28 protein-coding genes and 5 tRNA genes are annotated in these 26291 nt (G+C 41.1%); 10 read left to right on the forward strand and 23 right to left on the reverse strand.

Features of this window, described 5'->3' with window-relative positions; translation table 11 throughout:
- Nucleotides 1-5: 5 nt before the first annotated feature.
- Together NYR17_RS08900 and NYR17_RS08905 are read right to left on the reverse strand one after the other, a co-directional pair.
- Nucleotides 6-521, reverse strand: a complete 516-nt coding sequence (locus tag NYR17_RS08900) for an acyl-CoA thioesterase (protein WP_302505359.1) — start codon at nt 519-521, stop codon at nt 6-8.
- A gap of 37 nt (nt 522-558) precedes the next feature.
- Nucleotides 559-1137 (reverse strand): hypothetical protein, encoded by a 579-nt coding sequence (locus NYR17_RS08905; RefSeq protein ID WP_302505360.1) that lies wholly within the window; start codon nt 1135-1137, stop codon nt 559-561.
- 204 nt (nt 1138-1341) lie between these two features.
- Here NYR17_RS08905 and NYR17_RS08910 point away from each other — a divergent pair, with 204 nt between their 5' ends.
- The 4 genes from NYR17_RS08910 to NYR17_RS08925 all read left to right on the forward strand — a co-directional run bounded on the left by NYR17_RS08910 (nt 1342) and on the right by NYR17_RS08925 (nt 6876).
- Nucleotides 1342-3324 (forward strand): KUP/HAK/KT family potassium transporter, encoded by a 1983-nt coding sequence (locus tag NYR17_RS08910; protein ID WP_367997971.1) that lies wholly within the window; start codon nt 1342-1344, stop codon nt 3322-3324.
- 98 nt (nt 3325-3422) lie between these two features.
- Complete coding sequence (locus NYR17_RS08915) at nt 3423-3893, forward strand: Fur family transcriptional regulator (RefSeq protein WP_302505362.1); 471 nt, start codon at nt 3423-3425, stop codon at nt 3891-3893.
- Entirely contained in the window at nt 3893-5629 is a 1737-nt protein-coding gene (locus NYR17_RS08920; RefSeq protein WP_302505363.1) for an OstA-like protein, read from the forward strand. Before NYR17_RS08915 ends, NYR17_RS08920 begins: the two co-directional genes overlap by 1 nt.
- 68 nt (nt 5630-5697) lie before the next feature.
- The gene (locus tag NYR17_RS08925) at nt 5698-6876 is read left to right on the forward strand and encodes an aspartate aminotransferase family protein (protein ID WP_302505364.1); all 1179 of its coding nucleotides are present in this window, start codon (nt 5698-5700) and stop codon (nt 6874-6876) included.
- 78 nt (nt 6877-6954) lie between these two features.
- Here NYR17_RS08925 and nusG read toward each other — a convergent pair whose 3' ends face one another.
- The 6 genes from nusG to queD form a co-directional block, all read right to left on the reverse strand.
- Nucleotides 6955-7497 (reverse strand): transcription termination/antitermination protein NusG, encoded by a 543-nt coding sequence (nusG, locus tag NYR17_RS08930; protein ID WP_302505365.1) that lies wholly within the window; start codon nt 7495-7497, stop codon nt 6955-6957.
- Between the two features lie 26 nt (nt 7498-7523).
- Nucleotides 7524-7730 (reverse strand): preprotein translocase subunit SecE, encoded by a 207-nt coding sequence (gene secE, locus NYR17_RS08935; protein WP_302505366.1) that lies wholly within the window; start codon nt 7728-7730, stop codon nt 7524-7526.
- 13 nt (nt 7731-7743) lie between these two features.
- Nucleotides 7744-7814, reverse strand: a tRNA-Trp gene (locus tag NYR17_RS08940).
- A 67-nt stretch (nt 7815-7881) separates the two neighbouring features.
- Nucleotides 7882-9069: an elongation factor Tu gene (tuf, locus tag NYR17_RS08945; RefSeq protein ID WP_302505367.1), complete on the reverse strand. Its 1188-nt coding sequence runs from the start codon at nt 9067-9069 to the stop codon at nt 7882-7884.
- A gap of 225 nt (nt 9070-9294) precedes the next feature.
- A complete protein-coding gene (locus NYR17_RS08950) occupies nt 9295-10068 on the reverse strand; it encodes a UDP-2,3-diacylglucosamine diphosphatase (protein ID WP_302505368.1) in 774 nt (257 codons plus the stop codon).
- 15 nt (nt 10069-10083) lie between these two features.
- Nucleotides 10084-10527 (reverse strand): 6-carboxytetrahydropterin synthase QueD, encoded by a 444-nt coding sequence (gene queD / locus NYR17_RS08955; protein ID WP_302505369.1) that lies wholly within the window; start codon nt 10525-10527, stop codon nt 10084-10086.
- A 157-nt stretch (nt 10528-10684) separates the two neighbouring features.
- On the opposite strand from queD, the gene NYR17_RS08960 reads away from it, so the two are divergent.
- Nucleotides 10685-11194, forward strand: coding sequence for a ferritin (locus NYR17_RS08960; protein ID WP_302507060.1), 510 nt, complete (start codon nt 10685-10687; stop codon nt 11192-11194).
- Nucleotides 11195-11264: 70 nt separating this feature from the next.
- Nucleotides 11265-12758, forward strand: a complete 1494-nt coding sequence (gene hutH / locus NYR17_RS08965; protein WP_302505370.1) for a histidine ammonia-lyase — start codon at nt 11265-11267, stop codon at nt 12756-12758.
- Between the two features lie 19 nt (nt 12759-12777).
- Here the strand turns inward: hutH and NYR17_RS08970 are convergent, their stop codons facing one another.
- On the reverse strand, nt 12778-13296 hold the full coding sequence (locus NYR17_RS08970) for a DUF4251 domain-containing protein (protein WP_302505371.1): 519 nt from the start codon (nt 13294-13296) through the stop codon (nt 12778-12780).
- 100 nt (nt 13297-13396) lie between these two features.
- On the opposite strand from NYR17_RS08970, the gene NYR17_RS08975 reads away from it, so the two are divergent.
- Both NYR17_RS08975 and NYR17_RS08980 read left to right on the forward strand, forming a co-directional pair.
- Nucleotides 13397-14206: a M48 family metallopeptidase gene (locus tag NYR17_RS08975; RefSeq protein ID WP_302505372.1), complete on the forward strand. Its 810-nt coding sequence runs from the start codon at nt 13397-13399 to the stop codon at nt 14204-14206.
- Nucleotides 14207-14252: 46 nt separating this feature from the next.
- Nucleotides 14253-14567: a hypothetical protein gene (locus tag NYR17_RS08980; protein ID WP_302505373.1), complete on the forward strand. Its 315-nt coding sequence runs from the start codon at nt 14253-14255 to the stop codon at nt 14565-14567.
- Between the two features lie 67 nt (nt 14568-14634).
- Here the strand turns inward: NYR17_RS08980 and NYR17_RS08985 are convergent, their stop codons facing one another.
- From NYR17_RS08985 to rpsU, 13 genes are all read right to left on the reverse strand, one after another.
- A complete protein-coding gene (locus tag NYR17_RS08985; RefSeq protein WP_302505374.1) occupies nt 14635-15258 on the reverse strand; it encodes an outer membrane beta-barrel protein in 624 nt (207 codons plus the stop codon).
- Between the two features lie 24 nt (nt 15259-15282).
- Complete coding sequence (locus NYR17_RS08990; RefSeq protein WP_302505375.1) at nt 15283-16068, reverse strand: ABC transporter ATP-binding protein; 786 nt, start codon at nt 16066-16068, stop codon at nt 15283-15285.
- A complete protein-coding gene (locus NYR17_RS08995; protein ID WP_302505376.1) occupies nt 16068-16829 on the reverse strand; it encodes an MlaE family ABC transporter permease in 762 nt (253 codons plus the stop codon). Before NYR17_RS08995 ends, NYR17_RS08990 begins: the two co-directional genes overlap by 1 nt.
- 37 nt (nt 16830-16866) lie before the next feature.
- Nucleotides 16867-18213, reverse strand: a complete 1347-nt coding sequence (locus NYR17_RS09000; RefSeq protein ID WP_302505377.1) for an exopolysaccharide biosynthesis polyprenyl glycosylphosphotransferase — start codon at nt 18211-18213, stop codon at nt 16867-16869.
- 5 nt (nt 18214-18218) lie between these two features.
- On the reverse strand, nt 18219-18848 hold the full coding sequence (locus tag NYR17_RS09005) for a 7-carboxy-7-deazaguanine synthase QueE (RefSeq protein ID WP_302505378.1): 630 nt from the start codon (nt 18846-18848) through the stop codon (nt 18219-18221).
- A gap of 133 nt (nt 18849-18981) precedes the next feature.
- Entirely contained in the window at nt 18982-20004 is a 1023-nt protein-coding gene (locus tag NYR17_RS09010) for a quinone-dependent dihydroorotate dehydrogenase (RefSeq protein WP_302505379.1), read from the reverse strand.
- A gap of 315 nt (nt 20005-20319) precedes the next feature.
- Nucleotides 20320-20391 (reverse strand) — tRNA-Thr (locus NYR17_RS09015).
- Between the two features lie 43 nt (nt 20392-20434).
- Nucleotides 20435-20507, reverse strand: a tRNA-Gly gene (locus NYR17_RS09020).
- A 77-nt stretch (nt 20508-20584) separates the two neighbouring features.
- Nucleotides 20585-20667: transfer RNA gene (locus NYR17_RS09025), tRNA-Tyr, on the reverse strand.
- Between the two features lie 13 nt (nt 20668-20680).
- Nucleotides 20681-20754 (reverse strand) — tRNA-Thr (locus tag NYR17_RS09030).
- A gap of 108 nt (nt 20755-20862) precedes the next feature.
- Nucleotides 20863-21153 (reverse strand): ribosome hibernation-promoting factor, HPF/YfiA family, encoded by a 291-nt coding sequence (hpf, locus tag NYR17_RS09035; RefSeq protein ID WP_302505380.1) that lies wholly within the window; start codon nt 21151-21153, stop codon nt 20863-20865.
- A gap of 28 nt (nt 21154-21181) precedes the next feature.
- Nucleotides 21182-22063 (reverse strand): tyrosine-type recombinase/integrase, encoded by an 882-nt coding sequence (locus NYR17_RS09040; protein WP_302505381.1) that lies wholly within the window; start codon nt 22061-22063, stop codon nt 21182-21184.
- An 83-nt stretch (nt 22064-22146) separates the two neighbouring features.
- On the reverse strand, nt 22147-22344 hold the full coding sequence (gene rpsU, locus NYR17_RS09045; RefSeq protein ID WP_018675320.1) for a 30S ribosomal protein S21: 198 nt from the start codon (nt 22342-22344) through the stop codon (nt 22147-22149).
- A 128-nt stretch (nt 22345-22472) separates the two neighbouring features.
- Between rpsU and NYR17_RS09050 the strand changes: the two genes are divergently transcribed.
- Entirely contained in the window at nt 22473-23372 is a 900-nt protein-coding gene (locus NYR17_RS09050; RefSeq protein WP_302505382.1) for a DMT family transporter, read from the forward strand.
- Nucleotides 23373-23381: 9 nt separating this feature from the next.
- Complete coding sequence (locus NYR17_RS09055; RefSeq protein ID WP_438826602.1) at nt 23382-24461, forward strand: PorV/PorQ family protein; 1080 nt, start codon at nt 23382-23384, stop codon at nt 24459-24461.
- Between the two features lie 17 nt (nt 24462-24478).
- Here the strand turns inward: NYR17_RS09055 and uvrC are convergent, their stop codons facing one another.
- The gene (uvrC, locus tag NYR17_RS09060; protein ID WP_302505383.1) at nt 24479-26287 is read right to left on the reverse strand and encodes an excinuclease ABC subunit UvrC; all 1809 of its coding nucleotides are present in this window, start codon (nt 26285-26287) and stop codon (nt 24479-24481) included.
- Nucleotides 26288-26291: the final 4 nt, after the last annotated feature.

Here is a 26291-nt window from a genome sequence, read left to right on the forward strand (position 1 = left end):
ATTAATTAAGAGAATAGTTTTTTTAGCTCTACAGAATCTTTAGCGTTCATCCGCCCAGAGAGAATCAGCGATAATTCCTTTCGCCTTAGTGCTGCTGCGTAGCGTTCTTTTTCCACCTTAGTTTCTGGCTCCAGCTCTGGAATAGGCACGGGTTTATTAAACTCATCTACCGCCACGAAAGTATAAATTCCCTCATTGGTATGGATTTTTTTCTGTGCAATGGGATCATCCATCCAAACATCTACATAGACCTCCATAGAGGTAGAAAAAGCCCGAGAAACCTTAGACTCTAACACCACCACGCCACCTTCTGGAATAGGATGATGGAAGGACACATGGTTAACAGAAGCGGTTACCACACGCCGCCCGCAGTGCCGCGCCGCCGAGATAGAAGCGCAACGGTCCATTTTGGAGAGTAGCTCGCCACCGAACAGGTTTCTTAGAGAGTTGGTTTCATTGGGTAAGACAATGTTGGTCATTACCGTAAGGGTTTCTTTAGGGGTTTTAATTTTTGGAGTCATTATATAATATCGTAATTTTAAAAATAGGAAATGAAGATTATTTCTGTTGCAATTGGCTCACAGCACCGAAAATCAATTCGGGTTGCTCTACTGCCAAATAAACCAAACCTGCCGCTATGATACCCAGCACCAAAAGCCAGAGGAGCACTTTCCCAACCGATGGTTTGGCTTTCTTTTGAGGTGTAGAATCTTGGGCTTTGGCTGTAATATCTGAAATATGAATGGCTTCTAAACCGTAGAAATCTGGAGTGTCTTCGGTGTGTACACGCTCGCCAATGAAAAGCGGCTCTTCTGAGGCTTCCTCAAACCGCCCTAAATGCTCAATGCTAAACGCCTCGCCAGCCTCTAACTTTTTATTCCAATAGTCGATTTGGGTTTCTACTTCAAACTGGGCTTTTTCTAAAGCGATCGCCTTATAATGCGCCACTTGAGCCACAAAATCTGAGGTTTCCACAGGTGCCTTTACAAAGACCACTTGCTTGGCAGGAGGCAAGATAGAGCCATCTTCAGGATTGAGCACCGCCCCTGCATCTTTTAATTGAAAATACCCAAAATACGGAATATCTACACGCCCTTGCGCCTTCAAAGCTTCTAAAATACAATCGTTAATCTTCATAGCAAAGGCAAAGATAATAGTTTTTTTTGAGATGGTGGGTGGAGAAAAAATCTAAGATTTTGATTCTTCCCAATCCCTTTATACTAAGCACTATTCTGCATCAATCCCCACACTCCGCTGATGAGAATATCATTTTCATTCGTTTTTTAAAGGCTATCATTGGTTTTTAAACTAAATTTGCACTCATAAAAATCAATCATAATGATGAGCAAATCCCACCAAACATTAGAACATTTTGATACTAAAAAGCTGACTTTTATTGGTGTTTTGGTTTCCTTAGGTATCGTTTTTGGCGATATTGGTACCTCGCCGCTGTATGTGATGAAAGCCATCATCAATGCGAGGAAAGATGCTGTGCTCCCGTTTGATGAATATATTGAGGGCGCGCTGTCTTGCATCATCTGGACGCTCACCTTCCAAACGACAATTAAATATGTGCTCATCTCTCTTCGGGCTGATAACAAGGGCGAAGGCGGCATTTTGGCGCTGTTCTCTTTGGTGAAAAATTTAAAACGAAAGTGGCTCTACCTCATTGCCATTATTGGGGCTTCGGCGCTTATTGCTGATGGGGTGATCACGCCCTCTCTCACCGTGATGTCCGCCATAGAAGGACTTGAAATCTATAATCCTGAAACGCCTGTGGTGCTGATTACCTGTGCTATTCTCATCGTGATCTTTTTTGTGCAACAGTTTGGCACCTCATTTATTGGGAAGTTTTTTGGTCCCGTTATGGTGCTGTGGTTCCTCACTTTGGGAGGCTTTGGCGCTTATCGTTTATTGGATGATTTAGAAATTCTGAAGGCTTTTAACCCTTATTACGCTTATAAACTGATGGTCAATTCGCCGAGTGCTATTATCATTATGGGGGCAGTGTTCCTCTGTACCACGGGGGCGGAGGCGCTTTATTCCGATTTAGGGCACTGCGGTGCTAAAAATATCCGTGTAAGCTGGGCTTTCGTGAAGGTGATGCTCATTCTCAACTATTTAGGGCAAGGGGCTTGGATTTTAAAATATCACCACGAGGTACTCAATGGCATCAATCCGTTCTTTGGCATTATGCCGCCGTGGATGGTGCTGCCAGCGGTTATTTTGGCTACGGCGGCGGCTATTATTGCCAGTCAGGCTTTAATTACAGGCTCTTTCACGATTTTCTCCGAGGCGATGTCGCTCAACTTTTGGCCCATTCATAAAATAGATTATCCCTCTGGGGTTAAGGGGCAGATGTACATTCCTAAAATTAATTGGGGGCTACTGGCGTTCTGTTTGGTGGTTGTGCTGTACTTCCGAGAGTCGGGAAAAATGGAATCTGCCTATGGGCTCTCCATTACGGTAACCATGCTGATGACCACCATTTTGCTCTGTTTCTTTTTAATCAAAAAAAGGGTGCCTCGTGTTTTGATCTTTTTATTTTTGTTGGTCTATGGCACCATAGAAATTGGCTTTTTTAGTGCTAATGTGATCAAATTCCACGAGGGCGGTTGGATTACCGTAGTTTTGGCAGGGTTTATCAGCATTTGTATGTATGCGTGGTATAATGGCAGAATGATTAAAAATAAATTCATCAAGTTTGTGAAATTAGCCAACTATACCGACATCATCAAAGAGATGAAACTGGACGACAGCATTCCTAAATATGCGACCAACTTAGCCTTCTTCAGCCGTGCTAAGCAGGAGGATGAGATAGAGTCTAAAATTATTTACTCCATCATCCGTGCGCAGCCTAAGCGCGCCGATCATTATTTCATCCTCAACATCATCAACCAAGAAGATCCTTATACCTTTAAATATGAAATTGATGAGGTGGCTGCGGGTACCATTTATAAAATCAACTTTAAACTCGGATTTAAAATAGACCGCCGCATTAATGATTATTTTCAAGATGTTTTAGAGGATATGATGGACCAAGGCATCATCCCAGATCGGAGCAATTACCCCTCATTGCGCGCGCATAACATCCCGCCAGATTTAAAATATGTGGTGATTGACAATGTTTATATTAACGACAGTCTCTTCACCATTAAAGAAAAAGTGATTATGAATATCTACACGCTGGTAAGGAAGTTGGGAAGCAATGATTTTGAGGCTTTTGGCTTAGCTACGCACAATGTTACCGTAGAATCTGCGCCTCTACTCTACAGCCCAACGGGCGACCACAGGATACAGCAGGAGCGTTTTAAATCCAATTGATTTTAATGATGGAGGTTTGTTACGCTATCCATCACCTCGCCCTTGATTAAACCAAAGAAATACTTATCTTTGTCAACTGAAGATAAAACATAGCAATAATGAAAAAACAAAAAGAGAAAGATATAGAAATCATCAAAGATGCGCTAAAACAGTACCTCCAAGACCACGGTTTTCGGAACACGCCAGAGCGCTACACCATTTTAGAGGAGATTTATAAAATGGACCACCACTTTAATGTAGATGACCTCTATCTGATTATGCTCAACAATAAATACCATGTGAGCAAAGCCACCATTTACAACAGTATAGAAATCTTTTTAGATGCAGGGCTCATCAGAAAACATCAGTTTAGTGATAAATCTTCTACCTCTGCCTCTTATGAGAAGTCTTATTTTGACAAACAGCACGACCACCTCGTGATTTACAAAAAAGATGGCGACAAGGAAATTGAAGAGATTGTAGAGTTCTGCGATCCCAGAATCCAAGGAATTAAAGACTCTATTGAGGAAATTTTTGGTGTTAAAATAGACAGCCACTCGCTTTATTTCTACGGACATAAAAACCAATAATGCGGAAATTATTGCTACTATGGTTATGCTGTTGGAGCCTCATGGCTTGGGCGCAAAATAAACCTACCTTAACCAAAGATCCTTATTTTCAGCAAACGCCAACCACGCCCCAACCTCCCAACGAAGCGGAGGAAAAGCTCAAGCATATCCACTCAGACTCTTTGGTCTCTCGTACAGATTGGTATGAGGGCAACCCTGTATTTATCGGCAAGGTGGAGTTTCAGCACAAAGGCTCCGTTCTAAAAGCGGACAGGGTGGTCTTTTACCAAAAAGAGAACTTTGTGAAAGCCTTAGGCAATGTAGAGCTGACCACGGCAGATGGCAACCGCATCACTTCGGAGGAGATGGAGTATGATGGCAAAACGCAACGCGGCATCGCCAGAAAGAATGTCGTCCTTACCGATCCCAAACAAACCATCAAAACCGAAACGCTTTATTACGATAAAATCCCCAATACGGCATATTTCAACAGTGGTGGCACCATTTTCAACGGCAGCAATACCATTTGGACGCAAACGGCAACCTACTACATCAACACCCAAACCATTGATGTATCGGGGCATGTGAACATTGATAACGACCAATACCGCGTGGAAGGTTCTAAAATTATTCAAAATCAGAAAACCAATGTTGCGGAGTTTTTTGGTCCTACTAAAGTCATCAACAAAGCCAATCCAAGAAATTATGTCTACACCGAAAAGGGCAAATATCTGATGAATTCTAAAGAAGTTTTCCTCAATAAAAACTCCAGAATTCATTACAACGGCAAAATTCTCACTGGCGAAACGATGTACTACAACCAAAATACAGGCTTCGGCACAGCCAAAGGCGATGCCTATTTAGATGATCCCCAAGAACAGCGTTTTATCCGTGGTGGCTATGCCGAAATCTACGAGTTTAAAGACTCTGCGATGATTACCGAAAAGCCCTATGCGGTAAAAATATTAAAAGAAGATTCTATTTATTTTGGCGCCGAAAAAATCATCGCCTTCCAAAAGCCCGATAGCACACGAACCAAAAAAAGCTACCTGAGAGCCTACCACCGTGCTCGAATTTTCAAAACCAATATGCAAGGGCGCGCAGATTCTCTAAGTTTTAACGAGACCGATGGCATTCTTCATCTCCTCGGCAAGCCCCTATTTTGGACTGGCGAAAAGCAAATTTCTGGCGATAAAATAGAGGTTTATATGAACACCCTTACAGAACAAATGGATTCCATAAAAGTGAAAGACCACGCCTTTGCCATTAGCAAAGCGGATTCGCTTAACTTGAAAGATGAGTTCAACCAAGTGAAAGGCAACCTGATGACGGTTTTCTTTGACCAGAATGAAATTAAAATCGCAAAAGTCATCGGCAACGCCCAAGCCATTACCTACGCCGATTCTCAAGATGAAAAAACGAAAAAAACAGAGCGTATCGGCATTGCTTTTTCCACTTGTGGCGTTATAGAAGCTTTATTTGAGGAGCGAAAAGTGCAGATTATCTCGTGCAACATCGGTGCGAATATAGACCTCCACCCGATGAGTGCCGTTTCTAAGGAAAAACGCTTTTTCCCTGATTTTAATTGGAATACCAAAGACCGACTAAGGCGCTGGCAAGATATCTTTTTAGACTCGCCGAATTATCCAGAAACGGTCTACATTTCTGATGACCAACTCTACCTAAAAGCCAAAGAACTAAGGCAAAAAAAAGAAGAGGCACAGAAAAATAAAGGACCTAAAAGACAACGAAAATAAAAACTCAAAGTATTCCCAAAATAGCTTTGAGTTTTCAACCTTGATTTCAATAAAAATACGCTAAAACAATGCAAGAAGATTTTTTTAAATACCAAGCTCAGACCACGCCTTTTGCCTCTGGTTTTGAGGCTGAGAAAGCGGAGGGTAGTTATATTTATGGCAAAGATGGAAGAGCCTATTTAGACTTTGTAGCTGGCGTTTCTGCCAACACTTTGGGGCATTCTCACCCTAAGGTCATCGCTGCCATTAAGGAACAAGCCGACCGCTATCTGCACATTATGGTTTATGGAGAATACGCTCAGGAAAAGCCTGTAGCCTTGTGTAAACTCTTAGCCGAAGCCACACCAGCACCTTTGGAAATGACCTACTTGGTGAATAGCGGCGCCGAGGCGATAGAAGGTGCGCTAAAATTAGCCAAAAGATACACAGGAAGAGAGGAAATCATCGCGTTTAAAAATGCTTACCACGGCAATACCCACGGCGCCCTCAGCGTGGCTGGCAACGAGTACCATAAGCGAGAATTTAGACCGCTACTTCCTATGGTCAATTTCATTGAGTTTAATAATACGGCGGATTTAGCCCAGATTACAGAAAAAACGGCTGGCGTCATTGTGGAAACCATCCAAGGGGCAGCCGGTTTTTTATTGCCTAATGAAGATTATCTTCTCCAACTAAAACGCCGCTGCGAGGCGGTAGGCGCTTTATTGATTTTAGATGAAATACAACCTGGTTTCGGGCGTACGGGTAAGTTGTTTGCGTTTGAGCATTATGGCATTGTCCCTGATATTTTGGTGATGGGCAAAGGGATGGGCAGCGGCGTTCCTGTGGGCGCTTTTATGAGTTCCAGAGCTATTATGCAGACTTTATCCCACTCGCCAAAGTTGGGGCATATTACCACTTTTGGCGGCAACCCTCTCATTGCGGCAGCTTGTCTTGCTACCTTAAAAGAGGTTTTGGAAAGCAATTTAATGGCGGAAATAGATGCCAAAGAGCAAGTGTTTAGAAGTTTGCTCCAGCATCCTAAAATTAAAAATATCAATGGTAGAGGGCTGATGCTTGCGGTTAATCTCGGCTCTCCTGAGTATACACTGAAAATAGCCAAACGCTGTATGGAAAAAGGGTTGATTGTCTTCTGGCAACTCTACCGCAATGAATATCTTAGAATTTCGCCACCGCTCACCATTACCCAAGAGGAGATTACAAAAGGTTGTCAAATTATTTTAGAAGCCTTAGATGAGGTTGAATAAATCTCTACAAAAGACAAAAGAAAAGAGCGACTTTTAATTATTTAAAGCCGCTCTTCTCATTCATTAAAGCTTAATATTTTATAATTTTTCTACTTGCATGTAACTCAATTCTAACGGTGATTTTCTACCGAAAATGAGAACCATGACTTCAAGTTTCTTTTTATCTTCGTTGATTTTCTCAATGGTACCATTAAAGCCATTGAAAGGTCCATCAATCACCTTCACGCTTTCGCCCACAGTGAACGGAATTTCAATATCAGAAGCGAATTCTGAAAGTTCATCCATACGCCCAAGCATACGGTTCACTTCGGATTTTCTCATCGGCACTGGATCACCGCCTTTGGTTAAACTTAAAAAAGAAATAACACCTGGAATGTTTTTGATGATGTGTGGTACCTCTCCGCTTAAGTTGGCCTCCACCATTAAGTAACCTGGATAGTAAGGTTTTTCCTTTTGTACTTTTTTACCATTACGCATTTGTATGGTTTTTTCCATAGGGATAACCACTTGAGAAACAAAATCACCAAGACCTAATCTTTGGATTTCGTTTTCAATATAAGTTTTAACCTTATTTTCTTGTCCACTTATGGCTTTTAGCACATACCATTTAAGTTCACTCATAGGAGGGGAAACAATTTAAGAAGCGATTAGTTAAATAAACTAATGAGTATATTAAAAGTATTGTTAATCAATCGACTAAAAAAAGAATCTACGCCAAAAGTAAATAGAGCTAATATGAGAGTAGATACAGCCACCACAATGGTAGAAGACTGTAAATCTGGCCACTTCGGCCACTCTACTTTATCTTTAAACTCTATATAAGAATCTTTTAAAAAACTTACTAATGAACTCATTTTATTTAATTTGCACGGGCACTAGGATTCGAACCCAGATCAACGGTTTTGGAGACCGGTATCCTACCATTGGACGATGCCCGTAGTTAAAAAAACTTCCGCTCAGAAGCGTTTCCTTACGGAAGTTTTTTATTGGATTATTGAATAGATATTAGTCTAAGATTTCAGTAACCTGACCAGCACCTACTGTTCTACCACCTTCTCTGATTGCAAATCTAAGACCTACGTTAAGAGCGATTGGTTGAAGTAATTCTACAGTAATAGTTAAGTTATCACCAGGCATTACCATTTCTACACCTTCTGGTAAGAAGATCTCACCTGTAACATCCGTAGTTCTTACATAGAACTGAGGACGGTATTTGTTGTGGAATGGTGTGTGACGACCACCTTCTTCTTTAGAAAGGATATAAACCTCTGCTTTGAATTTTTTGTGTGGTGTTACAGAACCTTGCTTAGCGATTACCATACCTCTCTTGATATCAGTTTTTTCGATACCTCTAAGAAGTAATCCTACGTTATCACCAGCTTCACCTCTGTCTAAGATTTTTCTAAACATCTCTACCCCAGTTACAGTAGATGTTAATTTTTCATCTCCCATACCTACGATATCTACAGGGTCACCAGTGTTGATTACACCAGACTCAATTCTACCAGTTGCTACAGTACCTCTACCTGTAATAGAGAATACATCTTCAATTGGCATCAAGAATGGCTTATCTTGATCTCTTACTGGTTGCTCAATCCAAGTATCTACTGCATCCATCAATGCGTTTACAGTATCTACCCACTGAGGTTCTCCGTTAAGAGCACCAAGAGCAGAACCTTGGATTACTGGAGAGTTATCTCCATCGTATTCATAAGTAGAAAGAAGGTCTCTTACTTCAAGTTCTACAAGCTCAAGAAGTTCAGCATCATCTACCATGTCTACCTTGTTCATGAAAACAACGATTCTCGGTACATTTACCTGACGACATAAAAGGATGTGCTCTCTTGTTTGAGGCATAGGACCATCAGTAGCCGCTACCACAAGGATAGCGCCATCCATCTGAGCAGCACCAGTTACCATGTTTTTCACATAGTCGGCGTGACCTGGACAGTCAACGTGAGCGTAGTGTCTGTTTTCAGTTTCGTACTCGATGTGAGCGGTGTTGATAGTAATACCTCTTTCTTTTTCTTCTGGTGCAGAGTCAATAGAAGAGAAATCTTTTACTTCTGCAAGACCTTTGTCTGACAATACTTTAGAAATAGCAGCAGTCAAAGTCGTTTTACCATGGTCAACGTGACCAATAGTACCAATGTTCAAATGCGGTTTGTTACGATTAAACGTTTCCTTTGCCATGATTTTAATATTTAAATTACTTAATTTATTTTAACCTTTTTCGGTGTGCAAATATAGTGTTTTTTTTTATAACAAAAATATTTTTATCAAAATTTATGATCTTGATAATGATTCCAGCGCTATACGCTACCGAAAAAAAGCCGCCTCAATGCCCTTTTTCTAAAAAAGGAGTGCAAAGATAATCTTTTTTCTTCAAAAAAGCAAAATTTCCTTGCTTGGTCTTTTTTACTCAGATGTAGCGTATTCTTTCAGCTCAAAATGAGCGCCATCATAAACGCCATAGGTAAAATAGCTGATCCAATCGCCTAAGTTAATATAATAAGCCTCTGGCGACAGATTCAACACCATTGGCAAATGCCGATGCCCATAAACGAAATAGTCTATTTTTTCGGCTTTTAATTTATTTTTGGAGTACAAAATCAAAAACTCCTTATCTTCGCCCAAGAACGCCTTATCCTCCTCGCCGCTAATCATTTTATTTTTTTGAGAGAGGTACAATGCTAAGCGCATTGCTATATCGGGGTGGAGCCACCTAAATCCCCACTGTGCCAAAGGATGGGTAAAGAGTTTTTTCATCCTTTTGTAGCCTTTGTCCCCAGGACCTAAGCCATCGCCGTGCGCCAGAAGAAATTTTTTTTGATTGATTTGCACATATTGTTTTTCAAAAAAAACAGGGATTTCTAACTCTTCTTTAAAGTAGTTTTTCATCCATAAATCGTGGTTGCCTACAAAAAAATAAATCTGCACACCGCTATCTTTAAGTTCCGCTATTTTGCCTAAAAGCCTCACAAACCCTCTCGGCACCACATATTTCCACTCGTGCCAAAAATCAAACAAGTCGCCCATAAGAAATAAAGTATGGGCATCGGCTTTTATTTGGTCTAACCACTGCACAAACTTCCGCTCCCGAGGCTTACTCTCCTGCGGCGTAGGCGCTCCAAAATGTTGGTCAGAAGCGAAATATATTTTTTTACCTTCGGGGAGGTCTATTTTTATCATCAGAACCTTTTGTTTTTAGTTTTCTTCCGCCAGCCACTCGCCGTAAGAGTTTTCCGTTTCGTGGAGTTTTAAATAAGCTAAGCTGATGTGCTCTGGCAGCCTTTTCTTAATCTTCGCCGCAATGTCGTACAGCATATTCTCACAAGTTGGCTGATAATCGCAGAAAATGACTTTATGTCCTTTTTCTTCCAACTCCTGCCCCAGCACCTTGTGGGGTGAGCGCCCGTTCAGCAATACTGCGTGGTCCCAAACATCTACCACTTCTTCCTTCACGATTTTTTTAATATCGCCAAAATCCACCACCATTCCGTTTTTGGGATTGTCCAAATCATCAATAGGCTCGCCCTTAACCGTTACGAAAAGTTTATATGAATGCCCATGCATATTTTTGCATTTACCATCATAATGGTATAAAACATGCGCCGTTTCAAACGAAAAAATTTTAGTAATTCTAATCATACAGCAAAGATAATTATTTTTTCTGAGTGTATTGCTGGGTTTTATACCTTATATATAGGATGGCAATTTTCCTATCTTTTTCAGCATCAATCTGAAAAAATATCTCTGGGCGCTTTCTCAAAAAAATATTATCTTTGCTCAAAATTCTAAAATTATGATGATTAGTCAAAAAATAGAGCAACTCATTAACGAGCAAATTACAAAGGAGCAATATGCGGCTCAATATTATTTAGCCATGGCAGCGTGGTTTTATGAGCAAGATTTAGATGGCATTGCCAATTATTTTCGTGTGCAAGCCAAAGAAGAATTGATGCACGCTGACAAGATGTTTGATTTCCTTAACGATGTAGGGGGCAAAATCAAAATGGGGGCTATAGAAGCTCCACCACAAGATTTTAAAGATGCTCAGGATATTTTTGAAAAGGCATTAGCCCACGAAAAAGAAGTCACCAAAAGCATCTTCAACATCTACAAAACCGCTACTGATGAAGGCAATTATGCCACTTGCTCTTTCCTACAATGGTTCATCAATGAGCAAGTAGAAGAGGAAGCCTCGGCATCTCAATTGGTGGCCAAAATCAAAATGGTGAAGGACAACAATTCCGCACTTTACCTTTTCGACCAAGAGTTAGCACAGCGCAATTTCCAAGGCGATACCGCACAATAATTAAAAACTTAAAACCTTGCTTACCCTATTGTAAGCAAGGTTTTTTATCATCAACAAACCCATTTTCACTATGTATATTTATGGTATTGATTTTCTCAGCATAGAGAATGTTTTAGAAATATTAGAAAATCCTGCAAAAGCCCAACTCAATGATGCGGCGAGACAGCAAATTTTAAAATCTGAGGAGAATGTGAAGCACATCGTAGCCTCTGACCGTACCGTTTATGGCATCAATACGGGCTTTGGTCCCCTCTGCGACACCAAAATATCCGAAGAAGCCACCGCACAACTGCAACACAACCTCATCATCAGCCATGCCGTAGGCGTAGGAAAACCGATTGAGAAAAAATTATCCAAACTGATGATGATTGCCAAAATCCACGCACTGTCCAAAGGCTTCTCTGGCGTTTCCCTTGAGATGATAGAGCGTTTGATTTTAATGCTGGAGAAAGACCTCATCCCGGTGGTTCCTGGACAAGGCTCGGTGGGGGCGTCTGGTGATTTGGCGCCACTTTCTCACTTGGTGCTTCCTTTAATTGGCTTGGGTGAAATCTGGGAAAACAATCAACCTCAACCCGCTGCGGAGGTTTTGAAAAAACACCAAATAACGCCACTCAAACTAAAAGCGAAAGAAGGTTTAGGGCTCATCAATGGCACGCAGTTTATTTTAGCCCACAGCATTCTCGGGTTAGAAAAGATGAAATACCTTTTAGATTTAGCCGATATGGCAGCTGCAATGTCCTTAGAAGCCTACCGAGGTTCTGCAAGTCCTTTCAAAAAGGAATTACACGAAATAAGACCTTACGCTGGCACCCAACAAGTGGCAGAACGGATGCGGCTTTTCCTCAAAGATTCTGAAAATCTTAACGCCCACCAAGATTGTGACCGCGTGCAAGACCCTTATTCTATGCGCTGCGTGCCTCAAGTCCATGGCGCCAGCCGAAATGCCTACCTTCATTTAAAACAAATGGCAGAGGTAGAGCTCAACTCCGTGACGGACAACCCTATTGTACTGAGTGCGGAAGAAAGTATTTCTGGCGGTAATTTCCACGGGCAACCTATGGCGCTCCCTTTGGATTACGCCACGCTGGCAGCGGCAGAACTCGGCAATATTTCCGATAGAAGATGCTACCTATTGATAGAAGGGAAATTCGGATTACCAAGATTACTGACTACCAGCTCAGGGCTCAATTCTGGATTTATGATACCACAATACACCACTGCGGCTTTAGTTACGGAGAATAAGACGCTTTGTTTCCCTGCCTCGGCAGACTCTATCCCAACCAGTTTGGGGCAAGAGGATCATGTGTCTATGGGCAGTATTTCTGGGCGAAAATTCAACCAAGTTTTGGATAATTTGGTCAATATTTTTGCTGTGGAACTGATGTACGCTGCCCAAGGTTTAGAGTTTAGAAGACCTGCCCAATGTTCCGATATTATTGAGGAAAATTTCAGCATTATCCGTTCTGTGGTTCCTAAATTAGAAGAAGACCGCCTCATCGGTAAAGATATGCTGAAGATTGCCCAACTGATTAGAGAGCGGGCATTTAAGGTAGCGCCATAAGCATTTTAAAAATAAAATTTTAAGGCTTAATAGGCTTCATTTCTCCATCAAAGGAAATGGGCTGTCTATCGTTACTATCTATAGAAACATAAGCTCTCCCATTAGGAAAAACCTCTATAAAAATTTGGTTAATCTCACTATGGTTGACTTTAATTTTGTAGAGGTTATTTTTCTTGGTGGCAGTGAGCGCAACGCTAAAATCTTGGGTTTCTAACTTCAATCCGTTTTTTGAGGGGTTTAAAGAAGCATTATAAGCACGCCCAAAATACGGCAAATCCACTTTAAGGCTATCATTCTTCAAACTTAAAGTATAACCTGGGTCTAAATCGAGCATCTGGCTACTGTTGGTATTGGGGAGCGCATTCATCACGCGGACCACATCCATATTGTTGGGGATGGCTCTACGGGCTAAAAATGTAAACTCGGTAGTCGTGCCCCAAAAGCCTTCTGGAACGGCGGTTTGTGTCACCTTTTGGTTATGGCAAGAAGACAGTCCAAGTGCCATCATCAAGCTGGCGAGTAATATCATTGTTCTCATTGTCAAGGGTTTTAAAATACGATGTAAATTTAGAAAAAAAAAATAGGATTTACTTTTCTTTTGGAATAATAATTGTTTACTTTGCAAAAAATAACATCTTATGAAAATTAAAAATATATTGGGTTTAGGCGCGTTAGCCATCAGCATAGCGGCGTGTACCACCAACCCACTCACAGGGCGTTCTTCTTTACAAATGATGAACAATAATGAGCTCGCCTCTATGGCGCTACAGCAATACCAATCTACCTTATCCCAAGCCAAGGTGATCAATGGGACTACTGATGCCAAAAATGTGAAAAATGTAGGTGTAAGAATTAAAAATGCCGCAGAAAATTACTACCGTTCCATCGGTAGAGAAGCCGATTTACAATCTTACCAATGGGAGTTCAACCTCCTTGATGATAAGCAAGTGAATGCTTGGTGTATGCCGGGTGGCAAGGTAGCGTTTTATACTGGCATTATGCCAATTTGTAAAAACGAAACAGGCGTAGCCGTTGTTATGGGGCACGAGGTTTCTCACGCTTTGGCAGGTCATGGTAACGAGAGAATGTCTTCCGCAATGATTGCCCAAGGCATCGGTATAGCGGGAGGGTTGAGCCTCAAAAATGAAAATATGAGAAAGGTTTTTGCTATTGCATATCCTCTTGGGGCGCAGGTCACTTTGCTCGCTTATGGTAGAAATCAAGAGTTAGAAGCCGACCAAATGGGGCTTTATCTTATGGCAATGGCTGGCTACGACCCACGCGAAGCGCAACCGTTTTGGGAAAGAATGGAAACCTCGTCTGGCAATGGTAGCCGTCCGCCAGAGTTCCTCTCTACCCACCCTAATCCAGAGCACAGAAGAGCCGATATTCAGAAACATTTACCGAGAGCTTTAGCCTTCTACCAGAAAGCGGGGGGCAAACTTTAACCTCAAAAAAGGTAAACATTAAAAAATTGACTTAAAAAACAAACTTATGAAAAATTTAACCATTATCGGTATTATTTTAACGGCTATTGCGGCGTTATTATTCTATTTTACCACAGATTTTAGAGCCAATGCCATTACCCTTTCGCATTTTATGGGGATTATGGGTGGCATCGGTATAGGGTTGATTATCGGTGGTTTGGTAGGCTACATTAGCAAAGGTAATGCGGTAAAAGAAGCCGCCAAAAGAAGAGAGTTTGAACGCCTCCAAAAAGAAAAAGTGGAGATTGAAAAACAAGCGGCAGCCCTTGCCAACCAACAAGCCATAACGGAAGCGCAGAACAACGGCACTTCTCAAATATAACAAAAAACGGTCGCGGAATATCTCCAGCGACCGTTTTTATTGATACTCATTTTATGTTTTGTATTCTTTAGAACTCGTAGCCTAAACCTAAAAGGAAAAAGCTTGGGCGGTTGTCATATCTGACTTCTTGAGAAGCACCACCAGAAACAGTTTTAATGAAACTTCTTTCATCTTTAGAGAAAGCACCTTCGTAGCGGGCATTAAGAACCAATTTAGATAATTTCACATTGGCACCCAACTGATAACCGATGGTAAAATTCTTTGTGGCATTTTCTTTAAAATCATTAAAAGTCCCTTCTGAGGCTAAATTATACGATGCCACAGGCCCTGCAAATAGGCTGATATTGCTCACCAAGATATTGTACCCCAAAAGCACTGGCACATCTATTCTGTTGCTGTTCGCCTTAATTTCCGTGTTATCCACTGTGGTTTTGCTTGCAAAATAAGTGTAATAAACTTCTGGCATTACAAAGAGTGAAGTCACAGGCAAATCTACCTTTGCCGATAGCCCAACATTAAACCCTGTAATATTTTTCCCATTGGTTTCTACGGCATCGGTAATGTTGTTTTTTAAGTCTGTCCAACTTGGGGAGCTGGTGTTTAGTAACACATTAGATCTTAGTCCGAAACTCACTTGCGCCATCATCATAGAAGAGGCGGCAATCGCTAATGTTGCTAATACTTTTTTCATAGTGTTTTGTATTTTAATTGTTTGTTATGATTCTGATAGATTGGTTTGATTGTTTTTGAGCATAGTCTCCCTCACTTGTTTGAACAGCGCCGAAGAGTACACAAAATCAATAAGATGAGGGTTGGTGGCTTTGATGATGATATCTTTATCTCCTTCCCATTCCTTCACGCCATTTCTGAGGTACACAATATTTTCTCCAATGGTCAGCACCGAGTTCATATCGTGGGTGTTGATGATGGTTGTGGTGTTGTATTCTTCCGTGATTTCCGTGAGTAATTCATCAATCACAATGGCGGTATTGGGGTCTAAACCCGAGTTGGGCTCATCACAAAATAAATATTTGGGATTGTTGACAATGGCTCTGGCTATGGCGACCCTTTTCTGCATTCCTCCAGAAATTTCGGAAGGGAATTTTTTATTGGCATTTTCTAAATGAACACGCCCAATCACTTCTTTCACGCGTTTTCTTTTCTCGGTAAAGGTCAGGTTGGTAAACATATCCAGCGGAAACGAGATGTTCTCTTCCACCGTCATAGAGTCAAATAGAGCGCTGCCTTGGAACACTGTGCCTATCTCTGAGCGGATTTGCTCTTTCTCCTCACGCCCCATAGTCACCAAATTTCTACCATCAAAAAGGATGCTGCCAGAGGTGGGCTCAAACACATTGAGCAAGCATTTGAGGAACACCGTTTTCCCAGACCCCGACTGCCCTATTACCAAATTGATTTTTCCCGTTTGAAAAGTGGTGGTAATGCCTTTTAAGACCTCCACACCATCAAAACTTTTTCTTAAATCTTTTACTTCAATCATTAGCTTAAAAATAATTGGGTTGAGATGAGCTCTGCAATAATAATGGTAACAATAGTCCAAACCACCGCTTGGGTACTGGCTCGCCCTACTTCCAGAGAGCCGCCTTTTACATTATAACCGAAATACGCTGGTATGGTGGCTATCAAAAAGGCAAAAACAACGGTTTTAAAAAAGGCATACCAAATAAAATAATCTGGCATATAGCGCTGCACACCATTGATGTATTCCGCTGTAGTCCAGTTGCCTGTGGCAATACCTGCGCAATAACCGCCATAAATTCCAAAAACGATGCTAATGGCGATCAATAGTGGATTAAAAATAACATTCGCAACGATTTTAGGCAAAATCAAAAAATTAGGGGAATTAACGCCCATAATATCCAAAGCATCAATTTGCTCTGTAACACGCATCGTACCGATACTTGAAGCGATATAAGAGCCCACTTTTCCTGCCAATATCAAACTAATAATCGTGGGTGAAAATTCTAAAATAAGCACCACCTTAGTAGCATAGCCAATAAAATACAACGGAATAGGGATTGATGAGGCACTAAAATTATTATACATCTGGATGGCCACCACAGCTCCCACAAATATAGAGGTAAAGAGTACCAGCCCAAACGAATTGACCCCTAAGTCGTTGATTTCCCGCATTAAAAGCTTGAAAAACACTTGAGATTTCTGCGGGCGTTTCATCACTTTGCCCAGCAATATCATATATTCTCCCACGGAGGAGAGCAATCTTCTAACTAACTTTAACATCTTGCGAAAATAGTATTTTTAATTGAATTACTCAGCATCAGATGGCATTTTCATCTCCTTTAATCATCAGGAGAACCGTTTTAAAGATAATAATAACATCCATCCCAATGCTCCAGTTTTTGATATAGAAAATATCTTTTAAGAGTCTTTTTTGCATTCTGATGTCCACTTCCTTGCCATCGCCCCTTAGCCCACTCACTTGCGAAAGCCCCGTAACACCAGGTTTTACATACGCCCTGATGTTGTACCGCTCTATTTTAGATTTATAAAAATCATCTACCGATAGCATATGCGGCCGCGGCCCCACCACACTCATTTGCCCCAAAAGCACATTGATGAACTGCGGGGTTTCATCTAAACTGGTTTTTCTTAAAAAATGACCTATTTTGGTAATTTTCTTCGCGGAAGGTTCGTCTGGGTGAGCCTGCATTGTTCGGAATTTAATACACTTAAACACACGATTCTGATAGCCATAACGCTCTTGGACAAAGAAAATAGGGCGACCGCTATCCCACCAAATCAGCAAAGCGATTAGCGGAAAAAGCCAAACACCCACCAACACCAAAAAACTAAGCGAAAAGAGGGTATCAAAAATCCGTTTAAGGCATCGGTTGCTCAGAAAATCTAACGGATACCGAATGGGCACCAACACAGGAAATGCCTCAAAATATTGCAAATGGTACTGAGAAAAATGTTTGTTCAAAACATTAGGAACGAAGCTCAAAGACACGCCATTTTCTTCTGCTGCAGCACAGATGGCAGCAATATGCTCTACCTCTTGCGCCGATTTTTCAGAGGGCAAAAACAAAGTGTCAATACCGTTCTTTTCCCAGAAATCAATCAATGCTTCAACTGATTGAGGAGACGCTTGGTATTCAAAAATTTTGTAGCCATAGTCTTTTCGGCGCTGTAGCGTTTGCTTGAGAATCGTGGAGAGATCGTCTTCAAATAAAAACATCACATTCCGATGGTTTTTCCCCAACGCCCGATAGTATTTCAGGGCAAAATAAGTAAAAGATTTAAAAACCAAAACCACCACCGTAAGCGCACCCACAAAAATCAAGGCATTATACCGCAAATTGACATCGGTAGAAAGTTCATTCAAACCTAAAACCAATAAAATAAACAGCACCAAATGCCTGATTATCCGCTCTATATGCAGCGTATAAGTGAGCGTTCTCGGCACATGATACAATCGAGAATATTGGCTAACCAACAGCCAACCCAAGCCCACCACAAGCATAAACCACCCCACACGCTGCCTCGCCGCTATATCTGCACCAAAACTATCCCCCAAAAAGAAATAGAAAAATACCAGCAAGATCACCAAATCTGCACTGATAAATAAGGATTTAAGATAGCGAGAGTATCGGGTAACCTGCATTTTTCTTACGGAATATTAAGGTATTTATGCGTTTGCACCGAGGCTTGCCACTGCGGATGTTCCAAAATATAATCGGTGATTTTAGGATACATCGTATTTCTTTTGCTCCACTCACTTTGGAGGTAGAGCTTACACTGAGGACTCACCTTGGCGGCTTGCTCTTCGGCAAAGGTAAAATCGTGCTGATTGAAAATGATGCACTTCAGCTCGTGGGCTTTAGCATAGATGCTTTCTTTGGGCAGCCCAGTTTTCTTCGGCGAAAGGCAAATCCAGTCAATATGCCCGCTCATCTCATACGCTCCCGAGGTTTCTATATGAATGGTGCAGCCTAAGGCTTTCAGCTTTTTCGTCAAAATTTCTAAATTCCACATTAGAGGTTCGCCACCAGTGAGCACAATGGTTTTGCAATGTTTTGCGGCAATGGTCGCCACCTCTTCCGCATCCATTAACGGGTGGAGGTTGGGATCCCAGCTTTCCTTGACATCGCACCAATGGCAACCTACATCGCAGCCGCCTAATCTGATGAAATAAGCTGCCTTCCCAGTGTGGGCGCCCTCGCCTTGTATCGTATAAAAATGCTCCATTACAGGGAGCATTTGACCTTGTTCTAATAATTGTTGTTCCTTCTCGTTCATGAAAATCCGTCTGGTTAAGTAGAAAACACAGTGTGTATTTCTATTTTAAAATATTCGACAAAAGTACGGATTTTTATTGAGATTTTTTCTATGCTTTGATGCCAAAACACCGCGACAACATTCCTCTACTTCGCTATTGATTTTCTTTCAAAAGCTGTTGGTTTATCGCCTTGACGAGTGCTGGTCCTTCATAAATAAAACCTGTATAAAGTTGCACCAAACTGGCGCCTGCACGCAGTTTTTCCAAAGCATCTTCAGCGCTATGGATACCGCCCACACCAATAATAGGAAAGGCTTTTTGGCTCTTTTCGGACAAAAATCGGATGACCTCTGTAGAGCGGTCTTTAAGCGGTTTCCCTGACAGTCCTCCCGTTTCTTTTTGCTCCGAGGATTTTAAATGGTCTCTGCCAATGGTTGTATTGGTCGCAATAACGCCGCTAATTTTCGTTCCTTTCACGATGTCAATAATGTCCAACAATTGCGTCTCCGTAAGGTCTGGCGCTATTTTGAGGAGAATCGGTTTAGGCTGAGGCTTCTTTTGGTTTTCATTTTGAAGACTGTTGAGTAAATTCATCAGTGGAGCTTTCTCCTGAAGTTCCCTAAGGTTGGGCGTATTCGGTGAGCTTACATTCACCACAAAATAATCCACATAAGGATAAAGCGCTTGGAAACACGCTAGATAATCTGACTCTGCAGCCTCGTTCAACGTGGTTTTATTTTTCCCGATATTGCCACCAATCAGCACATTGCTATTTTTTTTCAGTCGCTCTACCGCCGCCGCTACACCTTCATTATTAAAGCCCATTCTGTTGATGATGGCTTGGTCTTCTTTCAAACGAAAAAGCCTCTGTTTATCATTACCTGGCTGTGGTTTGGGCGTTAAAGTTCCAATTTCTATAAACCCAAATCCGAAGGCTGACAATTCTTGATAAAGTTTGGCATCTTTGTCAAAACCTGCCGCCAAACCAATAGGATTTTTAAATTTCAATCCAAAACATTCGCGCTCCAACCGTGGGTCTTGGACTTCAAAAATAGACCGCACCACCCAAGAAATTCCAGGTATTTTAAAAGCAATTTTTAAAAATTTAAATGTAAAATGATGGACGCCCTCAGGGTCAAAACGAAACAAAATAGGTCTGATAATGGATTTGTACATTTTTTTAGATTGATTAGTGCACAAATTTACTAAACCTTTTGTTTATATCTTAACATTCGTGGGAAAAATATTTCAAACTCTCCCAGTCATTAAACAAGTGGTTAGGATTTTTTTATAAAGTAAAATTGTTTTTTTCTTGAGCTTGAAGTGATAATAGTTAGAAAATCGTTGGAAAAACCAATTGATGTTATCGCTTTTGGGAGGACATAGCGATTTAAGAGTTCACAATAGATCTTTCTTAAAATAAAAAAGTAAGGCGCTAATTATTAGCGCCTTACCTCAAAATAAAGTATTAACCTCAAAACCTTTAATTTGAGCCATTATCGGGATTTGAACCCGAGACCTCTTCCTTACCAAGGAAGCGCTCTACCCCTGAGCTATAACGGCTTATAAAAAAATCACAAGCCCAAAAGGTTGTGATTTCGCTTTGAGCGGAAGACGGGGGTCGAACCCGCGACATTCAGCTTGGAAGGCTGACGCTCTACCAACTGAGCTACTTCCGCATTTGTTATTGTTGGTAATTGAGGTTGCAAAATTAAACATTTATTTTTATTTTGCAAATTTTTTATTAAAAAAAATGTGGGGAGAGCAGGATTCGAACCTGCGAAGTCTCACGACAACGGAGTTACAGTCCGTCCCATTTGGCCACTCTGGTATCTCCCCGCAATTTTTTATGAGCCTCCAGAGGGATTCGAACCCACGACCCCGAGATTACAAATCACGTGCTCTGGCCAACTGAGCTATGGAGGCAAATATTGCATATTTCAAACAAACGCTTATCTCGTTTTGCGGTTGCAAATATACAACTCTTTTTTTGAAATACGCAAATATTTTTTTTAGTTTTTTATAATATTTTTCTTAGTTCTTTTCTTTCTTTTTGATTAGCAACTTCTTAGCAATGTCTCCACACTTGTCTATCGCTTCTTCAAAACTGGCACAAGTCTTCTTCACCACAATATCATCTCCTGGCACAACTAAAATAATTTCTGCTGTTTTGTTTTCTTTATCGCTGGTGTTCTCTACTTTTAAGAAGACTTGGGCTTCCAAAATTTTATTATAAAAGGTTTCCAGTTTATTTAATTTTTTCTCTAAATACTCCTCTAACGGTTGGTGTGGGGTAAGCCCCAATGATTGAACGCTAATTTTCATTGTCTTAATATTTTAAGGTTACTATTCTCTATTTTTTGTCTTGGGCTCTTGGATGCGCGGCATTGAGCACCGTTTTTAATTTCTGAATGTTTGCGGAGGTATAAACCTGCGTGGAAGATAAACTGGCGTGTCCCAATAATTCCTTCACTTGAGAAATCTCCGCTCCATTCTCTAAAATGTGTGTCGCAAAGCTATGCCGCAGCATATGTGGGCTTTTCTTTTGCTTGGAAGACACTATGCTAAAGTAATTATTTACCACGGAATACACAAATTTTTCGGTGAGTTTTTTTCCATTTTTTTTCACAAAAAAATAGGCAACCGCCTCCTCTACAGCTTCTCGCTCTTGGATAAAATAACGCTCCAACTGTTGTTTTAATTGTGATGCTATGGGGACTATTCTCGTTTTGTTGCCTTTTCCTGTTACTCTAATTTCATTTTGAGAAAAATCCACATCAGAGCAGCGGAGGTTGCAGAGTTCTGCCCTACGCATTCCCGTTTGGTAAAGCGTTTCTATAATCAGTTGAGGCAATAACTCTTCTTCATCTTCAAAAATTTCGGTCACCTGATCCATTTCTTCTTTAGAAAATGGCAGTTGTTTCGTTGGGTAAAATTTTAATGAAGAAATGCCTTCTATCGGCGAGGTGGAAATTTCTTGTATCCGCAATAAATATTGATAAAAGCTCCTCAGCGCCGAAAGTTTACGGTTGATGGTTCTTTTGGACAGATTTTTCTCGCCCAAGTAGAAAAGGTAATTTCTCACCATTTTCTTGTCTACTTTAAGCACATCTACGCCGCTTTCTTGGTCGCTAAGGTAGTTTTGGAAATCGGCTAAGTCCTTAGCATAGCTGGTTTGCGTGTGCGGCGAGTATCTTTTTTCTACTTTAATGTATTCTAAAAAACGGGCAACCATAGCAATATTTTCAGATTCAAATATAGCATAAAAAAATCACTTCCTTATGATAAAGAAGTGATTTTTGTTCTTTTAAGCAAAAATTAAGCTTGTTCTTCTTTGCTTAAATTCCTTTGTTTGTGAGCCGCTTTTAATACTTGCTGTCTTCTAAGAACCGAAGGCTTTACATACTGTTGTCTTGCTCTTAAAGATCTAACAACGCCAGTTCTGTCGAATTTTCTTTTGTATTTTTTCAGCGCTCTGTCGATGGACTCTCCATCTTTTACTGGAATAATTAACATAGTTTACATCTCATTTTCGGGGCAAAAATAGAGGTTTATTTTTAAAACTGCAAATTATAGCCACTTTTTCTTCTTAAAAATTGATGGTTTGATATTTATTTTCGTTCTTTGCACTTAGAAAATAGCCTATGTGGAACAATACAACTTTTAAACTCCATCTTATCGTCTTTATGTGGGGCTTTACCGCTATCCTCGGGAAAATGATTAGCGTAGATTCTCTGGTCTTGGTATTTTATAGAATGGGACTTACTGCCATTTGTATCTTTATTTTTCTAAGGCTAATCAAAGGGCAAAGCGTGGGGCTACCGAAGGCGCTCTGCATTAAATTATTAGGCATCGGTGTGGTGATGGGGCTGCACTGGCTCTTTTTCTTTGAGTCCATTAAGGTTTCTAATGTCTCCATTACCCTAAGCTGTATCGCTATGTCTACCTTATTTGCCTCCATTATAGAGCCCATTATTTACAAACGAAAATTAGACTGGACAGAAGTGCTCATCGGTATTGTGATTATGGGCGGTATGGCACTGATTTTCAAAACCGAATTCCGATACCAATTGGGGATTATCTACGGTATAATCTGCGCATTATTGGGAACTATTTTCTCTATTTTCAATGGCAAGATGAGCCAAAACACTTCCGCAGGACACATTATCCTTTATGAAATGATTGGCGGTTGGATCGTCATCAGCGCTATTATGATGTTCAATGGTCAGTTGTCAGAGGTGGCTCATATCGGAACCAGAGATATGATTTTAATTCTTATTTTAGCCGTAATCTTCACCGCTTACCCGATGATAGAATCTACCCATTTGATGAAATACATCTCGCCGTTTACCTTGATTTTAACGGTTAATTTAGAGCCTGTTTATGGGATTCTCTTGGCGTATTTCATCTTCGGCGAGTCTGAGCATATGAACCCTATGTTTTATCTCGGCGCTGCCATTATGATCGGTTCCATTATCGCCAATGGTATGATTAAAGCCAAACGAAAGAAAAATTTAGAAACCACCACTTCTCTAATCGAATAAAAGTAAAATATGATGAAACGACTGTTGTTTTTTACCTTGATTATACTTTATCACACCGCCTCGGCACAAATCATCAGAAAATACTCCAATGAATTTTTAAATATAGGAACTGGAGCAAGAGGCTTGGCTATGGGGGGCGCCGTGATTTCTCATCAAGATGATGTTTATGCACCAATGTGGAACCCTGCGGGGCTTGCAGAAATCCGCTCTGATTGGCAAGGCGCCGCTATGCACGCAGAATATTTTGAGAGCATCGCCAAGTATGATTATTTAGCCTACGCCAAAGCGCTGGACCGCAACCAAGGCGTTTTTGCCATTTCCATCGTGAGGTTAGGTGTGGATAACATCCTGAATACCACACAACTGATAGACCAAGATGGCAACATCGATTATGATAAAATCACCAAATTTTCACAAGCCGATTATGCAGGCTTAATTTCTTTCGCCTTTAAACCTCATCACCGCTGGAATGTGGGTGTGAACGCCAAGTTGGTGTATCGTAATGTGGGGAAATTCGCTAACGGCTTCGGGTTTGGGTTTGACTTCGGCGGTATTTATCACTCGGATAAAGGCTGGAATTACGGCGTTATGCTGAGAGATGCCACCACAACGGTCAATTTCTGGAGCATCAACCAAAAAGAACTCTCTGCCGTAGTTAATGGCGAAGAATTCAACCCTGCTCCAAAAGACAAACTGGAGCTCACCATGCCGAAACTCAATCTGGGCATCAGCCGAAATTTTGAACTCAACCGAGATTTCAACCTCCTTCCCGAAGTGGGCATCAATGTAGATTTTGCTAAAACTGCCGCTTTAATTTCCACAGATTTTGCGAGCATCACCCCGTATGCTGGCGCCGAATTATCATTCCAAAATATGGTATTTTTAAGGGCTGGCGTTAATCGGTTTCAGAATATTACGGATATAGAGAGCCAGAAGCGCCAAGTTTCCTTCCAACCCAGCGCAGGGATTGGCGTGCGCTACCAAGGGCTCACTTTGGATTATGCTATTACCAATTCCGGGATTGGAGGCAGCCATCTTTTCTCCAATTTCTTTTCTCTAAAGTTGGATATGGGAGCGTTTAGAAATTAAAATTTTAAGGCTGAATATTAAAATTTTGAGCTTTCATCACTATTGAAATAAGCCCAAACAGCGGCGCCCTTTGCCGTGCCTAAAATCTCCTCCAAAGTAGCTTTAGAGGTTTCCCGAATGCGTTTCACAGATTTTAATTTCTGTAAAAGCAAGGCGATAGATTTGGGCCCCACCCCAGGGATGTCTTCCAACTCGGATTTGATGGTGCTATTTTTTCGGCGGGTGCGGTGGTGTTTTACGCCAAAACGGTGGGCTTCATCTCGCACTTGTTGGAGTATTTTTAGCGTTTCCGAAGTTTTATCCAAATACAATGGAATAGGATCTTCTGGGAAAAAGAGTTCTTCCAATCTTTTAGCAATGCCGATAATCGTGATTTCGCCGTAGAGCCCTAAACGCTTTAAACTCTTAACCGCAGAGCTGAGTTGCCCCTTGCCTCCATCAATTAAAATCAGTTGTGGTAACGGTGCGCCTTCTTGTAGCAAACGGCTATATCGGCGATAGATGACCTCCTCCATAGAGGCAAAATCATTCGGTCCTTCCACTGTTTTAATGTGAAAAATGCGGTAATCTTGCTTACTCGGCTTCCCATTTTTAAACACCACACAAGCGGAAACAGGATTGGTCCCTTGGATGTTAGAATTATCAAAACCCTCTATATACCGAGGCTCCACAGGCATCCGCAGGAGTTTTTGCATCTCCGCCATTATTCGGTTGGTGTGCCGCTCTGGATCTACAATTTGGATTTGTTTGAGCTTTTCTAAACGGTATTCTTTTGCATTCTTTTCGGAGAGTTCTACAATTCGTTTTTTGTCGCCCAACTTAGGCACAATGAGCTTGACTTTTGGAATCTCCGTAGACAAATGGAACGGCAACAAAATCTCCTTAGACCGCGATTGGAATTTATTGCGCATCTCAATGATGGCTTCTTCCAAAATATCCTCGTCGGTTTCGTCTAATTTTTTCCGAAATTCTGAGGTATAACTTTGGACAATATTTCCATTTCTGATTTTAAAATAATTGATGTACGCCGCAGATTCATCACTGCACATCCCGAAAACATCCACATCATCAATCGTTGGGCTGACCACCGTGTGCTTCACTTGGTAATCTTCTAACATCTCCAATTTTTCCTTAACCATTTGGGCTTTTTCAAACTCCAAAAGCGATGCCCAGTGCATCATTTCCTCCTCCAAATGCCGTTTGGCTAAACCGAAATCCCCTTTAATCATCCCACGGATGGCCTCTATTTTTTTATCGTATTCGGCTTCGGTTTCTAAGCCTTCGCAAGGACCTTCGCAGTTTTTGATATGGTATTCTAAACAGACTTTATACTTGGATTGCTCTATCTTTTCTGGTGATAAATTGAGACTACAAGTCCTGATTTTATAAAGGGCTTTTATAGTTTCTAAAAGCACTCTGGCAGGGCGCACCTTGGCGTAAGGTCCGTAATACTCCGAACCATCTTTAATGCGTTTTCGGGTTAAAAAAATCCGTGGAAAATCTTCATTTTTAATGCACAGCCAAGGGAAAGATTTGTCATCTTTCATCATCACATTATAGAACGGCTGGTGCTCCTTAATCAGGTTATTTTCCAATAGCAAAGCATCGTATTCACTCGGCACTACGGTAACCTCCAAGCGGTGGATTTTTCGCACCATAATGCGCGTTTTGTACCCCACTTGGTTTTTAGTAAAGTAAGTCATCACCCTGTTTTTCAAGTTTTTAGCCTTACCTACATAGAGCAATTGCCCTTCTTTATCATAGTAGCGGTACACCCCAGGGTCGGAGGGTAGCGTTTTAAGCTGGAGTTCTAAAGTCTCATTCACAGAG

It is taken from the genome of Riemerella columbina (assembly GCF_030517065.1).
Taxonomy (GTDB): Bacteria; Bacteroidota; Bacteroidia; order Flavobacteriales; family Weeksellaceae; genus Riemerella; species Riemerella columbina_A.

Excerpts from the sequence above, each read along its gene's own strand:
- NYR17_RS09040 (WP_302505381.1), bottom strand. The coding sequence starts at position 22,063 with ATGGTTGCCCGTTTTTTAGAATACATTAAAGTAGAAAAAAGATACTCG.
- NYR17_RS08950 (WP_302505368.1), bottom strand. The coding sequence starts at position 10,068 with ATGATAAAAATAGACCTCCCCGAAGGTAAAAAAATATATTTCGCTTCT.
- NYR17_RS08925 (WP_302505364.1), top strand. The coding sequence starts at position 5,698 with ATGCAAGAAGATTTTTTTAAATACCAAGCTCAGACCACGCCTTTTGCC.
- NYR17_RS08920 (WP_302505363.1), top strand. The coding sequence starts at position 3,893 with ATGCGGAAATTATTGCTACTATGGTTATGCTGTTGGAGCCTCATGGCT.
- NYR17_RS08905 (WP_302505360.1), bottom strand. The coding sequence starts at position 1,137 with ATGAAGATTAACGATTGTATTTTAGAAGCTTTGAAGGCGCAAGGGCGT.
- NYR17_RS08975 (WP_302505372.1), top strand. The coding sequence starts at position 13,397 with ATGAAAATTAAAAATATATTGGGTTTAGGCGCGTTAGCCATCAGCATA.
- NYR17_RS08980 (WP_302505373.1), top strand. The coding sequence starts at position 14,253 with ATGAAAAATTTAACCATTATCGGTATTATTTTAACGGCTATTGCGGCG.
- nusG (WP_302505365.1), bottom strand. The coding sequence starts at position 7,497 with ATGAGTGAACTTAAATGGTATGTGCTAAAAGCCATAAGTGGACAAGAA.
- NYR17_RS08960 (WP_302507060.1), top strand. The coding sequence starts at position 10,685 with ATGATTAGTCAAAAAATAGAGCAACTCATTAACGAGCAAATTACAAAG.
- NYR17_RS08900 (WP_302505359.1), bottom strand. The coding sequence starts at position 521 with ATGACTCCAAAAATTAAAACCCCTAAAGAAACCCTTACGGTAATGACC.
- rpsU (WP_018675320.1), bottom strand. The coding sequence starts at position 22,344 with ATGTTAATTATTCCAGTAAAAGATGGAGAGTCCATCGACAGAGCGCTG.
- NYR17_RS09055 (WP_438826602.1), top strand. The coding sequence starts at position 23,382 with ATGATGAAACGACTGTTGTTTTTTACCTTGATTATACTTTATCACACC.
- secE (WP_302505366.1), bottom strand. The coding sequence starts at position 7,730 with ATGAGTTCATTAGTAAGTTTTTTAAAAGATTCTTATATAGAGTTTAAA.
- NYR17_RS09010 (WP_302505379.1), bottom strand. The coding sequence starts at position 20,004 with ATGTACAAATCCATTATCAGACCTATTTTGTTTCGTTTTGACCCTGAG.
- NYR17_RS08910 (WP_367997971.1), top strand. The coding sequence starts at position 1,342 with ATGAGCAAATCCCACCAAACATTAGAACATTTTGATACTAAAAAGCTG.
- NYR17_RS08995 (WP_302505376.1), bottom strand. The coding sequence starts at position 16,829 with ATGTTAAAGTTAGTTAGAAGATTGCTCTCCTCCGTGGGAGAATATATG.
- NYR17_RS08990 (WP_302505375.1), bottom strand. The coding sequence starts at position 16,068 with ATGATTGAAGTAAAAGATTTAAGAAAAAGTTTTGATGGTGTGGAGGTC.
- NYR17_RS08915 (WP_302505362.1), top strand. The coding sequence starts at position 3,423 with ATGAAAAAACAAAAAGAGAAAGATATAGAAATCATCAAAGATGCGCTA.
- NYR17_RS09005 (WP_302505378.1), bottom strand. The coding sequence starts at position 18,848 with ATGAACGAGAAGGAACAACAATTATTAGAACAAGGTCAAATGCTCCCT.
- tuf (WP_302505367.1), bottom strand. The coding sequence starts at position 9,069 with ATGGCAAAGGAAACGTTTAATCGTAACAAACCGCATTTGAACATTGGT.
- hpf (WP_302505380.1), bottom strand. The coding sequence starts at position 21,153 with ATGAAAATTAGCGTTCAATCATTGGGGCTTACCCCACACCAACCGTTA.
- hutH (WP_302505370.1), top strand. The coding sequence starts at position 11,265 with ATGTATATTTATGGTATTGATTTTCTCAGCATAGAGAATGTTTTAGAA.
- queD (WP_302505369.1), bottom strand. The coding sequence starts at position 10,527 with ATGATTAGAATTACTAAAATTTTTTCGTTTGAAACGGCGCATGTTTTA.
- NYR17_RS09000 (WP_302505377.1), bottom strand. The coding sequence starts at position 18,213 with ATGCAGGTTACCCGATACTCTCGCTATCTTAAATCCTTATTTATCAGT.
- NYR17_RS08985 (WP_302505374.1), bottom strand. The coding sequence starts at position 15,258 with ATGAAAAAAGTATTAGCAACATTAGCGATTGCCGCCTCTTCTATGATG.
- NYR17_RS08970 (WP_302505371.1), bottom strand. The coding sequence starts at position 13,296 with ATGAGAACAATGATATTACTCGCCAGCTTGATGATGGCACTTGGACTG.
- NYR17_RS09050 (WP_302505382.1), top strand. The coding sequence starts at position 22,473 with ATGTGGAACAATACAACTTTTAAACTCCATCTTATCGTCTTTATGTGG.